Genomic DNA, 14,474 nt, shown 5'->3' with positions numbered 1-14,474 from the left:
TTTAAACGTCACTAAACGTTAAGCTATTTGATTGTAATGGTGTAGCTTGCTTTGAATTTTTTACCGTGGGCGAGGGTGTTGATACCAAACTTGGTTGTTAAATCACCATCTGTATTTTGGTCATCTGCGATACCACACCATGGCTCGATACAAACAAAGGGTGCTTCAGCAGGGTATGGACTCCATAAACCGACAAAAGGCATATCTTCCCATGAAATTTTGACTGAGCGGTCATTGACTGTACTAGATAAGCAAACTTCCGTTGCTTCAGGTGTTTCAAAAACTAGGGCATCATCCTTGAAGAGTTCCCGTGTCAAAGTAAAGTCATTTTGATCCAGAGCATGTTTTTGAGATAAATCTAGAACACCAGTTGCTGGATTGAGCGGAATATATTGTCGAGACTTTGCTGGACTGATGGTTAAACGATAATCTTCAAATGTTCCATTTTCCAACGGAACATTAAAAGCGGGATGGGCGCCAATACCAAAGTACATCTCCTGATCATCAAGATTTTTGACTTCCCATTTCACCGTCAACTGATTCCCGATTAACTTGTAGGTGATTCGGAGTCGAAAATCAAAAGGATAAACAGCGCGTGTTTCTCTGCTGGTTCTCAGTTCGAATATAGCTTCATCTGCTTCGCTTTCAAGTAACTTAAAGACTTGATCGCGGGCAAAACCATGACCACCTAATTTAAAGGTTTCGTTATCATAGGTGTAGCTCCCATTTTTCAATTTACCTACAATCGGGAACAGTACTGGGGCTTGACGTGCCCAAAAATCAGGGTCGCCTTGCCAGAGGTATTCCACATCATCTTTTTTGATCGAGTGTAATTCGGCACCAAAATCCTGAATTTCGATGCTTAATACATCATTTGAAAGTTTTGTCGTTGTCATCTTGACTCCTTTTCGCTTTTCTAGGATCAACCTAGGGATTCGTTGACGCGTTTCAACCGTTCTAAAGATGCTCACTTCCTCAGTAATGGATGGCCTTTTGAGCGATTAAACTTGCCTTCTTCCATTATACCATGATTATAATTATCATATAACTTGTAAATTGAGCTTTTATATTATATAATAAATAACTAAGAAAGGTGAAATTACATGGCTAGAAATAAGACTATCTTTAAAGAAGACATTTTACGTGCAGCTGAGCAGTTTATCATCGAGAAAAGCCCTAACGAACTGACTGCTCGCGGGCTATCTAAATATATGAACATCTCAACTCAACCACTTTATGCTGAATTCGAAAATATGGCAGCGCTCAAACGCGAGCTATTCTCTCAGATTTACTATAAGCTCCAAAACGAGGTTTTTAATAAAAAAACACATGATGATCCAATTATTAACCTCTGTCTCAATTATATTAACTTTGCTTGTCAGAATCCAAAACTATTTAGAACCATTTATTTGGAAAAACACGGCGAAGATAATCACTCCGTCAATGAATTTTCTTACAATATTTTCCGGACACTCATCAAAGATGATCCGACCTATTCTAAACTACCAGAAACAAAAATCAATTCTCTCTTGACTGGTACATGGGTTGTCTCAACTGGTTTTGCTAATCTTATCGCAAGTAACACAATTCATCCCAGCCAGTTTGAAATCATTTCCTTCCTAAAGGATGCGATAAATGATGTTCTTAAGATGGAAATTGCTAAATCTTAAGCAAACTCAGAGCAATCAAAAACCTTCAAATCTTACATTTGAAGGTTTTTTTAATGTCATAATTAATTTGATTTCCAGTCGGGTTTATAGAAATTACGATTATCCAATGGAAAAATACGTGGTGTCATCTCCCCTGGAACAATCTGATTAAGCGCTGTCTGCATCATCATAATGCTAGCATCCATCATATCGATTTGATGAATGACTTCTGCTTCCATAATTTGCGGTCTAACTGGACTTCCATACTCTTGCAGGCCATGATGAGCTAAGAGCACATGCCGCAAAATGGTCACGTCTTCTTTATCGTTATCAATTTCCAGTTCGCGTATTGCTTCTGAGACCTCTTCATCGATTAAGACAATATGCCCAATTAAATTTCCTTTTAAAGTATAGGTCGTATTTTCAGCACCTGAAAACTCAATGACTTTAGCCATATCGTGCAATAGAATACCAGCTAACATCAAACTTTCGTTTAAAACAGGATAAACTTCACAGATTTTTTCAGCAAGCTGCGCCATAGTTGCCGTATGAAAACTCAAACCTCCCTCAAATGCATGGTGATTGGTTTTAGCAGCTGGATACTCGAAAAATTCTTTATCATATTTCTTGAAAATATGACGAACGATGCGATTCCAAGTCGCATTCTCAATCTTAAAAATAGTTTTGGAGATGTAATCCCGTAATTCCTGTTCATTAACCGGTGATTTTGGCTTAAAATCTTTTGGGTTATTGGGTTCAGTATTTTCAGGCAAACGTAAAAAGATTTTGTTGACTTGTGGTGATCCTTGATAAAGTTCTTTCACCGCACGCATATAGACGACTTTCCCTTTAGTAAAGGTTTCAACCATGTGATCATCAGCATCCCATAGATTACCACCAATCTGACCCGTTCTATCTTGGAAAATCATGGCCAAAAATGGCTTTCCCGCCCGTGTTTGACGCAAATCAGCTTGTTTAATCAAATACAAGCCTTCAAAAGCATCACCAACCTGTAAATCTTTGAGCTGTGTCATAGTTTAATCGTTCCTTTCGTTTCAGGTACCAAATTTTGATCACTCGTTAACAAAATTACTTGTCGTTCCTTAGCAATCTCAGCTAGCATATTTGAAAAATTAAGTCTACGTTTTTGATCAAACCTTAAGAAGTTATCATCTAAGAAAATTGGGAAATCTAAATTTTTAGACTGAATAAAGGCTAATCTTAGTGCCAACTGAAGCTGGTCTCGTGTACCAGTTGATAAATCAATCAGTCTTAAACTTTGACCTTGTGCATTTTTGACCCATAAAATCTCTTTATCCAGATAAATTTCTTGCCAAGCCTTATCAGTCAAGATGGCTAACATCCCACTTGCACGGTTTAAAATATCAGGGAGAGTTTCAGATGATAAGTCTGCCATAACTTGCTCAGTCAAAGCAATTTCAGTTGTTTTTGTTGCAAAGTCTATCAGATAATCACGAAGCACTTCTTTTTTCCGAGCTAATTTAGCAGCTAACGTTGCAAGTGTCGTATCTGTTTTTTGTTGGTTAATGATAGCTGTGTTTTTAGAATGTCTATCAATTAAACGATTCAATTCATCTGACTTTTGAATCTTTTCAGACGTTTTTTGATTTAACATCTGTTGCTCTACATTTCCATTAAAAGGTTTGGTCAGATCAATAATGCCCGATAACTGTTCTTTCAAACGCGTTAAGCGCACTAAATCACGTGATTGCTGTTCCCATTGTTCTAACAATTTCGGTGCTGTATCAATATCTGGAAGATCAGCAAAAATTGCCTCATCCAATGCTTGTAGGCCACTTAATTTCGCAGTATCTGCCACCTGATCGTAACGACTCAGTATCAAATGTAAGGCTTGAGCTTCTTCGTCAAGTTGGGTCAGATCAGCAACTTTTCCAACAACATCTTGACTTTCAGAAGGAAGCCAATCTTTAAAATAAGCCAGCTTATCATCAAAATGTGATAGCACAACTTGATTCTCATCTAATTTTTCCCGATCCTGACGACTGGTTTTAACTTGCCATAAACCTAGACCAGCACTAATCACCAAAAAGACGATTGCGAGAATAGGACTGAAAGTGAAGCTGATACTCATAAAAATAAGACTGATGACGGCTAAAATGAGATAATTTTTTGTAAATTTAAGCTCATCAATGCGCTGTTCGGCAGCAATTGCTTGTGGATAGTCTGCTTTTAACCGCTTCAATAAATCAATTGTTTTAGGCGCTTGTAAGAATTGATTTTTCGGTGTGGCTAATTTTTCCAAGGCGATGGCATTTTCAGCGATTTTTTGACTTAAGACACTAATTTCCTGAGTGTATTTTTCATGTAGCGCGTGCTTACGACGTAGATTTTCAGCCTCATCAGCCGATAAAATATTAGTTAAATCTTGCTTTTCCAGCTCTGCATATTCTTGATATTCTGCTAAAAAGCTGAGTCGATGTCTGATTTGGTTAATCTCAGCATCCAAGTTTTCTTGAGCCTCACGTCGAGCAATTATCTCATCATGAAGTCGATCATTTTCAGTCATCAAAGGTAACAAAGCCTGTTCTTCAGTCGTTTTTTCCTGAATCTCGACTTGGACTGCTGCGATGTCAGATAGCACCTGATTAAGCGGTTTCTTAGCTGCCCGGGTTGTTGTAAAAATCTCATCCCTTGCTTTAGATAGGATTTGAATCTGATCATATAGCGCCACTGAACCTGTCGTAGCAGACAGCCGCCATTCCTCATCTAACCGTTCAGCATTATAATCCCTAACCGTAGAGATTTGAAGATTTTCTTGAGTCACGGAATAAATTTCAGAGAAGGTCTTAGCCGTAATCGGTCTAATAAAGTCACGCCATGACGACTCATCAAGCATGGTCACTTGATTACCCTCGTTGATTTCGCAAACAAAGCTTGGTCTACCACTGCGTAAAATTTTAAGACGTTCAATTCGGATTGATTTATTGTTGTGAGTCAGAAAAATCTGCCCACCATATGTTTTAAAATTTAAAGGGTTGAATTCTTGATTCGAAGTAGTAGCATTTTCAAAGCCAAATAACATGTACTTAATAAAGGCTAGAATTGTCGATTTACCTGCTTCATTTTCACCTAAAAAAGTCGTGAAATCTTCTAAATCATAGGTCTGGTTGACAAGTTTGCCGAAACCTTCGATTCTGAGTTGCTTAATTTTCATCTAAAGTGCCTCCAAACTCAAAGTGTTGACTGGCAAATAAAGCCAAATTTTCTTGCACCTCTTGCCGAAAATCAGCGTTTTCAAATACGGCTCGAATTTCTTGTTTATGGGGTAAGAGGCTGTAGACCTGTTCCAAATCAATGTCTGGTAATGTCAAATCAGGTACGACAATTTTAGTTAGTTCCCCAGTCTCTGATGATAACGGAATTAATTTCAGTTTGACAATTACATGACTTTGACGCAATTCTTCTAGCAATTCATCATTGCCAACTGCCTCTTGCAAATTATCAGCAATAGCCTCATAATTTTCGAGATTTAAACTATAAAACGTTGTCATGTCAATGAGGTTTGACTTGATAAAAGTCAGGGCTTGAACCAAGGTCTGGCAGTCTGATAAATCAATCGTCAGCGTTTCAAAATGTACCTCTGCCAGATCGCGGAAGTAAATCAAATTACCTGTTGGTGCCATTTCGCCTAAGACGACCAAATTAGTCGTTTCTTTTTTATTTCTACCTTGTGGCGTACCAGGATAGATGACAGTATCAGCCACTTGATTTGCTAAATGAATATGTCCTAAAGCCCAGTAATTATAGTCTTTAGCGAGCATATCCGTCAAATTCGCTGGTGCAAAGGACTGACCTGAAAACTCACCATGAAAGAGACCAATGTGATAATCACAGGTAACATCTTTTTCTGGATAATCCACAATTTTATTGACAGATAGATGTGGATGCTGATATGAAAAGCCTGATACCGCAAGTGTTTCTCCTGTTTTCAAGGTCAACTTTTGTGTCGATACAGATTCAGACTTAAAGACAGTCACATTGTCCGGAAAATCAATCCAATAGACGGATTCTCTATAATAATCATGGTTGCCAAAAATAATCACAGCCTGAATATCATAGACCTGTAGACGTGTCAACTGCTCGATGAAATAGTTCTGGATTTTGATACTGGGCTGTGACTGATGGAAATTATCTCCGGCAAAAAGCACCACTTCTACTGCTTCAGAAATGGCTAGATCAATAATCTTTTCTAAGATGCGATAAGGCTGAAAAGGCGTTTCTTGTACTAACCCCTCAAATTCCCGATCTAAGTGTAAATCTGCTGTATGTATAAATTTCATAACTGACTTTCTAATCCCTAGATAAAAGCTAGTAACCCCTTTTAACTTATTCGTGCATGAGTATGAGTCTTTTAAACTAATTTTGCTCGCAATTTTTCGATATTTTCTTCAATATTGCCATTGAAAACGAAAGAGCCGGCCACAAAAACATCTGCCCCTGCTTCACGACAGGCCACAATCGTTTGATCATCGACACCACCGTCAACTTCGATTTCGAAATTTAAACCTTGGAATTCCCGAATTTCTGCCAATTCTCTTACTTTTTCAAGACATTCTGGCAGAAATTTTTGACCACCAAATCCTGGATTGACGGTCATGACTAGGACCATGTCAACGAGACTTAGCACATGTCTAATGGCTGAAATATCTGTCCCAGGATTGATGGCAATAGCAGGGCGCATACCAGCTGCCTTTATTTTCTGAAGGGCACCATGACTATGATGGGTTGCTTCGACATGGATGGTCATACTGTCAGCGCCTGCTTGAGCAAAACTGTCCACATATTTTTCTGGATTTTCAACCATGAGGTGGCAATCTAAAAGACATTTGGTCTCAGGTCTAATGGCCTTAACAACGTCCGCGCCAAAAGTAATCGATTCTACAAAATGACCATCCATAATATCAATATGGAGATAATCAGCGCCAGCGACCTCAAGACGCTTGGCATCACGCGCAAAATGACCAAAGTCTGCTGCTAAAATTGAAGGTGCAAGTTTCATTTTTTCACCACTTTCTTATAGGTTTCTCGCTTGCCTTGTATTTCCGCAAGGAATAATAAGTAATTATCATATCTGGATTGTAAAATTTCACCAGACTCAACCGCAGGTTTCACCTGACATTTAGGTTCATGCGTGTGGGTACACTCCCGGAATTTACAACCAAAGGATTCCCGTAAAATCTCTGGAAACGCAGCATTTAAATCAGGCTGATTATCGATCTCATAGTCTAAGGATGAAAAGCCTGGCGTATCTGCGATTAGTCCATCGTGTACTTCAAACAATTCAACATGACGAGTCGTATGTCGACCACGCCCCAGTTTATCAGAAATTTCTTGGGTTGCTAGTAACATTTCTGGCGCTATTTTATTAAGCAAGGTTGATTTCCCAACACCCGTTTGACCCATGAAGACCGTAACCTTGCTTGAAAACTCCGGTAGAATTTTTTGCCAATCATTCATGAAAAATTTATAGCCAATTTTTTCGTATTCATCCCGTGTTTTTTCATAGACTACAAGATCAGGTACTAAATCAAGTTTAGACAAATAAATCAAGGGATCAATCCCTTTATTAGTCAATAAAACCAAAAAACGATCCAATAAATTCAGGGAAAAATTAGGTTCAATGGCAGAAATAACGACCACCGCCTGATCAATATTTGCAATGGGTGGTCTTACTAGCATATTTTCACGCGCTTTTAGAGCTAATACATAACCTTCTGAATTTTCCTCAGCAGAAAACTCTGCAAAGTCACCAACAATTGGTTTTGTCCCTTTTTGACGGAAATTCCCTCTAGCCCGTGTTTGATAGACCAGACCATCCCTCTCGTCTTTAATATAATAAAAGCCACTCAATGATTTTAATATTCTGCCAAATTTTATCATATTTCAATTATAGCATATTCCTTGGGACGACAGTAGCCATAACTATCATCATCTGGCATAAAAAAGCGTTTTGAGAATCTATAAATTAGATCATTTTCAGGACATCAAAAAAACCGCAATTCGCTTGCGGTTAGCTTAATACTTTAATGGTCACCATACGTCGACCCCAGTTAATCGCTTCCTTGGTCGTTTTAAAGTGCAAATCGACCTTATAGCCTTTGATTGCACCCCCAGTATCGCCAGCGATTGCAATCCCATATCCTGGTACTTCCACCATTGACCCTAAAGGAATCACACTCGGATCGACCGCCACACATATAGGGTTAACCCAGAGATCAATGCCAGTTGCAGTAATGTGACCTGGTGTCATGCCGTCGGCACCATCTGATGAATAACCAGTTGTTGATACCGTCATGCTGTTGCCCGATGGTGTGTCCGGCGTAATGAGTGTAGGACTACTACCTCCGGTGTTACTTGTATCAGGGTTAGAACTTGTTTGCCCTACATTTGCAGGTTGGCTAGGCTTAGGCTCAGCGGTTGCCTTAGCTTTTTCTCGTGCTGCTGCATCAGCTTGTCGTTTTTCTTCTGCCACTTTTGAGCTTGATAAATCAGTAATTTGTGCTTGATTATCTACCATTTGTGCCCGTAGACTGGCCAATTTCGTTTCTAATTGGGCGTATTCAGTCTCATAGACTTTGGCGTTTTCTTGAAGTTGAGCCTGTTGACTTTCCAAGTCAGCTTTCATTTTAGTTGACGCAGTTTTCAGCTGGTCTAACTTCTCAACTTTTTCATTCTGCATCTGACGGTAAGTGGTTAAGCTTACCATTCGTGTAATCATATCTGAAAAATTACCTGATGACATGATCATTGTGATGAAATTTGACGCCACATTTTCAGTTTGCGCCTGACGCATTTGCTCCGCCATAACTACTTCACGTGCTTTGATTTCTTCATCTGTTTTGGCAATCTGACTGGTCAGCTCAGCAATTTTGCTTTCCCCATCGGCGACTGCCTGTTTACTCGCATAGGCTTTTTGGTAGACCTGATTGACCGTCGTCAGAGACGCCTCTAAATCTGCTTGTATCCCGCTAGCCTTGCTCTGAGCTGCCTTGATTTCAGCATCATAATCTGTTTTTGAATCATCGGCAAAAACCGTCCCAACAGACGGTGCTAAAAGTATCAGACACAAAGCCATTCCAAATAATCTTTTTTTCATATTGTGTTATTTTACCACAAAAAAAGACGCCCAAACGTTGCGTTTTGGCGTCAAATGTTGCTAAATTGTAACAAAGTGACGGGTGCCACCCTGAAAAGTGACCAGTTGATGAACCCCCTGTGCTTTAAGCCAAGTCTTTAATTCATCGAAAGCCAACTCATAGTGTTCAAGTTTGTGACCATCTGACCCTAATGTAAACAAGGTCCCACCAAGCTCTAGCACCATTTTCAGGGCGTAGGTATAGAGGGGTAAATGATGATATAGATGGGTCGACTTGGCATTAATTTCAAAAGCCAAGTCTGCCGCAATCATTTTCTGAAATATTTCGATTAATTTACTTTCATGTTTGTCAAGGGCTTCTGGAGTGACATCAAATAAGCGAATCCCGTAGTCAAAATGTGCAAGAACATGAGCTTGAAGTTTGCCATTCTGATCAATGGCAACACTCAATTCATCCAAATAACGACTGAATGTCGTATCAAAATCCATATCAGCAACAAAGTCATCCAAGTAATCAAATTCACCATTATGATGGACAGACAGGAGCTTTAAATCATAGGTTTTATCTGCTAAATAAGCTAAAATCTCTGCTTCTTTGGGTTGATAATAGCCGATTTCAATACCTTTTAAAATCCGATTACCATACTGGATGTTCAACTGTTCGATTTCAGCTGAATAGGCCCAGTAATCTGGGACATCTGTTTGACCAGTGACCGGATTTGCGACATCAAAATGTTCTGTCGTCACGACAAAGCCAGTCGAGTTGTCGAGATAGTCTGTAAAATCGGCTTGTGAATCATAGGAATGGTGAGTATGCAAATGTTGATCGTAATAGGTCATGTTAGGTCCTCATTTTTATGCTGAGCCATCTTCATATTGATGACTTTCCTTGTGCTTACAGTCATGATAGCTCTATCATACCATATTTTTTTTGAGTTTGAACAAGCAGTCACACGGTTAAAATTCTTGAGGATCAGTTTAGTATCTAAGATATAACATCAATAAAGTTTCAATAACACAAGCACTTTCAAAGTATCACCATAATAATCTTTACCAACGATGGCGTAATTAAAGATCCACCTTTGAGACGCATATAAATTAGAAAAATTCTTGTCCCCTTTTGTTGCATAAAGTATCGGCGCTGAAAAACTTTTAGATTGATTTTTAACCAATGGTTTGCCTTTCAATGTATAACCCCCATAGATAACGGGTTGTTTTTCGAAGAACATCAACATCTTATCCAATGTTTTTTTCACTTCAGGCTTATCAGAGTCCGCCAATCGCAAAGGGACTCTGGCAGCATTATAGGCATAGTCACCATCATTTTTTCCAGCAATTTCATTTGGTTTAAGTGGGGTAATACTGCTTGCAGTCACCCAGGCAAAATCTGGGAGTAAACCTGTTGAGGTCTGTTGGCTCATTTGCGTCAAGGCCTTGGTCGTATGAGCTTCCAATTTCGTCCAAAATGGATCTTTTGTATAGGCTGCAAATGTTTCAAAATAGTGCGGTATCATATCAGAAGTTCGAATCATCGTTTCAGCTTTCGAATCAACTGTCGCCCAGTTGCCAACCGTTAATAAACCAGTCTTCTCACTATAATTATGGGCTTTAATCGACGCTAACAGTTGCTGTGCTGCAAGACCATACTGTTCAAAAGAATCCGGCCAGAGTTTATCTGCCTGAATCAAGGCATAGGCAATATCTAAATCACCATCTGTTGCATTATTTTGATCAACAGAAGACCAACCATTAGGCGACTTCTTTTGTTGCCATTTCATCAGCGTATTTTGTTCACTAATACGATTGGCTTTATAATAATGAAAGAGACGCATGAACTGGTCTTCTTTCGTATAACCTTTTTGGGCCGCTAATAGCGTAATCAGCATCCCATAGCCTTGACTCTCTGAAAGTGCGACTGGATCTTCTTGAGTTCCTGTATTGACAAAAGTCCCTTTGCTGGATTGGCTCACGTAATTGCGGTACCAATCCCAGTAACTATTTTTTTGCAAAGCTTCTTTATTTGACGAAATACTAAAAAGCACTAGGCCAATATAAGAAACTAAAATAAGCACGGTAAATAAGTATTTCACTAGTCGATGTATGGACATATTTAAGCTCCTCTTCCGTTTTTAAAATCGTTGCGTTTTATACCATTTAGACCCATCACGATGGAGTAGCTTATCAAACATGAGTGAGAAAAAAGCATTGGTCGCGACAAAAATAAAAAGTTGTGAATAAGTAAAATAAGATGCAATCGAGTATAGCAAATTTTTTGACGTTGATTGTCCATATTGACTGACTAAGCCGATATTGATCTGAAGCAAATAAATAAAGAACATCAAGACCCAATTAACTAATAAAATAATTGAAAGTTGCCGATTAGAGGCACCAAAAGTAAATGGAATAACAAAACTAGGATAAAATAGTTTCGTCACCATTGAAACAAAATTGACAATAAACAAAAAATTCGAGATCAAAATAGCCACATTGAACCAAAAGAAAGTCCCTGTATAATATAACATCTCCAACTTAATGCGCCAGTTGCTTTTTCTTTTAAAGATATGGTGAAAATTATCCAAAATCACCTCGTAGTTTCCCTTTGCCCATCGTTTTCGTTGATAATAATAGGCTTGCAGTGTTTCTGGTTCTTGCTGAAAGGCTTCGGAATTTTGAGCCAGTGCGATCAGTTTATTTTGTTGCATAATCTTAAAAGAAATGGCCGTATCCTCTGTCAAGGCACCATTATCCCAGCCTCCAATTGATCGAACAAAATCAGTTTTGATAATAAAATTTGTACCGGGTATCCGACCAATCTTAAACAAATGCCAGAGCCCAATATGGTGGATCTTTTGTGTTGTAATAATTTCTAAGTTGATACAACGCGTCAAAAAGTTCTGACGATAGTTTCTCGTCTTATTTCGGCCAAAAACAGCCGCGTAGTTTTCTTCGTCTTCAAGCGCTTTTTGAATCAAAAAATAAAGGGCATTTTCCTGAGGCATGGCATCTGCATCATAGACACAAATCCAGTCACCAGTAGCTATTTCTAAGACATCATTGAGGACACCAGCTTTCCCACCAGTACCTGTCCGTTTAATAATTTGAATATCAAAATCTTTGTATTCTGGTCGATCACTCATGGCCTTAGCGAGTTTGAATGTCTCATCACTACAATTATCGGCAACGACACGAATTTCCATGGATTCCTTGGGATAATCCAGATGAAGCAAGGCATAGACGGTATCCTGAATGACAATTGCTTCATTATGGGCTGGCACAATGATGGTTACCTTGGGATATTTGGGCAGGGGTTTAATAGCATTGACGCCACCCACTCGAAAACGTTGAATGATCGCATGAACTGCACCAAAGAGAACCACGAGTGTGATGATAATCGAAAACCAAATAGAGAGCAATGCAAAAATCATAAAGAATTCGGTCATGATCATACCTCTTTTTATAGTTATGCCAAACGAGTGACTTAATCAATAGAGCACAAAGCATCAATATTAAAACTGCCACTGCAAAAACTATCGTAATGATATGACTCAAAAAAATGAAAATTTTTAACGTATCTGACATATCCCCTCCACTTTAAATATACTCAATCGCTAAGTCTGTTTCAGAACGACGGTATAAATAGTCTAATACTTGATCCGCTGTATAAGTCGTTTTTCTACTAATATAGCAGTCACTTTTACGAATGGTAATATTCTGGACTTGTTCCGTTGTAAAAACAATTTCACTCAAACTAGATTTCGTTAACTCATTTCTTTTTTCGAACTTAATTCGCTCTATTTCATTATCATAAATTGTTGATAGCACAATGAAGGCACCATTTTTGAGATAGAAAAATAATTCTTCCGGATTTCTAGTCTGTAAGAGTCTTTCAGCCATTTCTCGAACCATCTGATCAGCTGCTTTCTGATTTCGGTCAAAATACTGAATATAAAAATCAACATAAAATAGACTAACGACAACAAGTCTCGAACTCTCTTGATTCGTATTAGATAGGGTCTCTATAAATTCCGGATACTTGCTGAAAAATGAATCAATTGTCCGATATCCTGTTAAAGGGTCTCTAAATTTCAAGTAACTATGGATATCTTCTTCTCTAAATGAAATCAGCTTTCTTACATATAGCGTTCTTTTGATAAAAAAAGCGATTACACTATACATAGGAATAACGAAAATCAGTAAAAGTTTGATCTTCGTGATCATGATAACAGGGTCAAAGTAAAGTAAGAAGGCACCCGTAGAAATAAGGATTAAATTCATTACCAGAAGCATTAAAGACGTACTTAGAAGTCCCAAAATTAAGCCTAAGAAAGTCAATAAAGTTGAAACAATAAACACTTTCTCACTTAACAATTCATAAAACCCAATTTGTTGTATCAAATAAAGGGCTAGCGTTGCGCCAACCATAACCTCTAACGGAATGCGATAATCTAGTTTAGTCAACCAATTCTTTTTCATTCAAGTTCCCTTTCTTTATCATCAGACTTGTCACGAAACTCTGGTAAAATATCCGTTGTCAGTCCAAAATACCGGGCGATAATTGAGACGATACGATTACTCGTTTTCCCATCACCATAAGGATTACGCGCTGTCGCCATCTTCTCGTAAGCAACTGAATCCGTCAGCAGCTCATCAACTGCACGAACAACATCAACTTCAGCCGTCCCTACGAGCTTCAAAGTCCCTGCCGCAACCCCTTCCGGACGCTCCGTTGACGCTCTCAAAACTAAAACAGGGACACCTAGGGCCGGTGCTTCTTCCTGAATCCCACCAGAATCCGTCAAAATGAGGTCAGATCTTTTAGCAAGATTATGAAACTCAAAAACATCCAAGGGCTCGATTAAATGAAGACGATGGGAGGGTTTCAGATTTGTGTGGATTAGCGCACGAATTTTTGGATTTTTATGCATAGGAAAAATAAGTTCAATGTCTGCATGCTTATCCAAAATATGATTCATCGCTTGAAAAACTTGTATCATGTTTTGTCCTAAATTTTCTCGCCGATGCATGGTAATCAGAATTTTTTTCGTTTCTGGATTTTTTAGCGCCACATGACAAAATCTGGTGCTATCGTGTAAGCCAAGGCATCAATCGCAGAATTACCCGTTACATAAATCTGTGATGGGTCATGGTGAGCCTTCAATAAATTATCTCGACTTAGGACCGTTGGTGCAAAATATAGATCTGCCAGAGCATCCGTCATCTGACGATTCATTTCTTCCGGAAACGGTGAATATTTATCATACGTCCTTAACCCTGCTTCGACATGCCCTACAGGCACTTGATGATAAAAAGCAGTTAGTGCGGCAGCGAAAGTTGTCGTTGTATCCCCGTGAACTAGCACCATATCTGGGTTTACCTGGTCAAACACCTCATCTAACAAAGCGATCGAGCGACTGGTAATAGTAGCTAGCGTTTGATTGGGTGTCATGATATTGAGATCAAAATCTGGTTTAATGGCAAATGTTTCTAACACTTGATCAAGCATTTCTCGATGTTGCGCTGTGACAACCACACAAGACTCAAATCTTGTGTCTTTCTCAAGCGCTTTGATAATAGGGGCCATTTTGATTGCCTCCGGTCGTGTCCCAAATATTGTCATTATTTTTTGTGTCATCATCGTTCCCACTGATTCCGTTTCATGAAAATTTCTCAAAAATTAAATAGTATAA

General features: G+C 38.7%; 12 protein-coding genes and 1 pseudogene. 1 reads left to right on the top strand and 12 read right to left on the bottom strand.

The window, feature by feature from the left end:
* Positions 1-23 precede the first annotated feature (23 nt).
* Complete coding sequence (locus LRA01S_RS06150; protein ID WP_061774749.1) at positions 24-896, bottom strand: aldose 1-epimerase family protein; 873 nt, start codon at positions 894-896, stop codon at positions 24-26.
* Between the two features lie 207 nt (positions 897-1,103).
* On the opposite strand from LRA01S_RS06150, the gene LRA01S_RS06145 reads away from it, so the two are divergent.
* Entirely contained in the window at positions 1,104-1,670 is a 567-nt protein-coding gene (locus tag LRA01S_RS06145; RefSeq protein WP_061774747.1) for a TetR/AcrR family transcriptional regulator, read from the top strand.
* Between the two features lie 62 nt (positions 1,671-1,732).
* On the opposite strand, the gene LRA01S_RS06140 is transcribed toward LRA01S_RS06145, so the two are convergent.
* The 11 genes and pseudogenes from LRA01S_RS06140 to wecB form a co-directional block, all read right to left on the bottom strand.
* Entirely contained in the window at positions 1,733-2,683 is a 951-nt protein-coding gene (locus LRA01S_RS06140) for a 3'-5' exoribonuclease YhaM family protein (RefSeq protein ID WP_061774746.1), read from the bottom strand.
* Positions 2,680-4,845 (bottom strand): ATP-binding protein, encoded by a 2,166-nt coding sequence (locus tag LRA01S_RS06135; RefSeq protein ID WP_061774744.1) that lies wholly within the window; start codon positions 4,843-4,845, stop codon positions 2,680-2,682. The genes LRA01S_RS06140 and LRA01S_RS06135 overlap by 4 nt, the downstream gene beginning before the upstream one ends.
* Positions 4,835-5,971 carry a metallophosphoesterase family protein gene (locus LRA01S_RS06130; protein ID WP_061774742.1) on the bottom strand — a complete coding sequence of 379 codons (1,137 nt, stop codon included), beginning with the start codon at positions 5,969-5,971 and terminating at the stop codon, positions 4,835-4,837. Before LRA01S_RS06130 ends, LRA01S_RS06135 begins: the two co-directional genes overlap by 11 nt.
* Before the next feature lie 71 nt (positions 5,972-6,042).
* A complete protein-coding gene (rpe, locus tag LRA01S_RS06125) occupies positions 6,043-6,690 on the bottom strand; it encodes a ribulose-phosphate 3-epimerase (RefSeq protein ID WP_061774741.1) in 648 nt (215 codons plus the stop codon).
* The gene (gene rsgA, locus LRA01S_RS06120; protein WP_061774740.1) at positions 6,687-7,571 is read right to left on the bottom strand and encodes a ribosome small subunit-dependent GTPase A; all 885 of its coding nucleotides are present in this window, start codon (positions 7,569-7,571) and stop codon (positions 6,687-6,689) included. The genes rpe and rsgA overlap by 4 nt, the downstream gene beginning before the upstream one ends.
* A 130-nt stretch (positions 7,572-7,701) precedes the next feature.
* Entirely contained in the window at positions 7,702-8,787 is a 1,086-nt protein-coding gene (locus tag LRA01S_RS06115; RefSeq protein ID WP_082785409.1) for a 3D domain-containing protein, read from the bottom strand.
* A gap of 60 nt (positions 8,788-8,847) precedes the next feature.
* A complete protein-coding gene (locus LRA01S_RS06110; protein ID WP_061774737.1) occupies positions 8,848-9,627 on the bottom strand; it encodes a PHP domain-containing protein in 780 nt (259 codons plus the stop codon).
* Between the two features lie 158 nt (positions 9,628-9,785).
* Complete coding sequence (locus tag LRA01S_RS06105; protein ID WP_061774733.1) at positions 9,786-10,895, bottom strand: family 8 glycosyl hydrolase; 1,110 nt, start codon at positions 10,893-10,895, stop codon at positions 9,786-9,788.
* A gap of 21 nt (positions 10,896-10,916) precedes the next feature.
* Positions 10,917-12,230, bottom strand: coding sequence for a glycosyltransferase family 2 protein (locus LRA01S_RS06100; protein ID WP_172507112.1), 1,314 nt, complete (start codon positions 12,228-12,230; stop codon positions 10,917-10,919).
* 148 nt (positions 12,231-12,378) lie between these two features.
* Positions 12,379-13,260, bottom strand: a complete 882-nt coding sequence (locus tag LRA01S_RS06095; RefSeq protein ID WP_061774730.1) for a hypothetical protein — start codon at positions 13,258-13,260, stop codon at positions 12,379-12,381.
* A pseudogene (gene wecB, locus LRA01S_RS06090) lies at positions 13,257-14,422 on the bottom strand (non-hydrolyzing UDP-N-acetylglucosamine 2-epimerase). Before wecB ends, LRA01S_RS06095 begins: the two are co-directional and overlap by 4 nt.
* Between the last annotated feature and the right edge of the window lie 52 nt (positions 14,423-14,474).

Origin of the sequence: Pseudolactococcus raffinolactis NBRC 100932 (assembly GCF_001591765.1) — a bacterium.
Taxonomy (GTDB): Bacteria; Bacillota; Bacilli; order Lactobacillales; family Streptococcaceae; genus Pseudolactococcus; species Pseudolactococcus raffinolactis.
The sequence above is the reverse complement of the archived record's forward strand: the minus strand, read 5'-3'. Positions and strand labels throughout refer to the sequence as shown.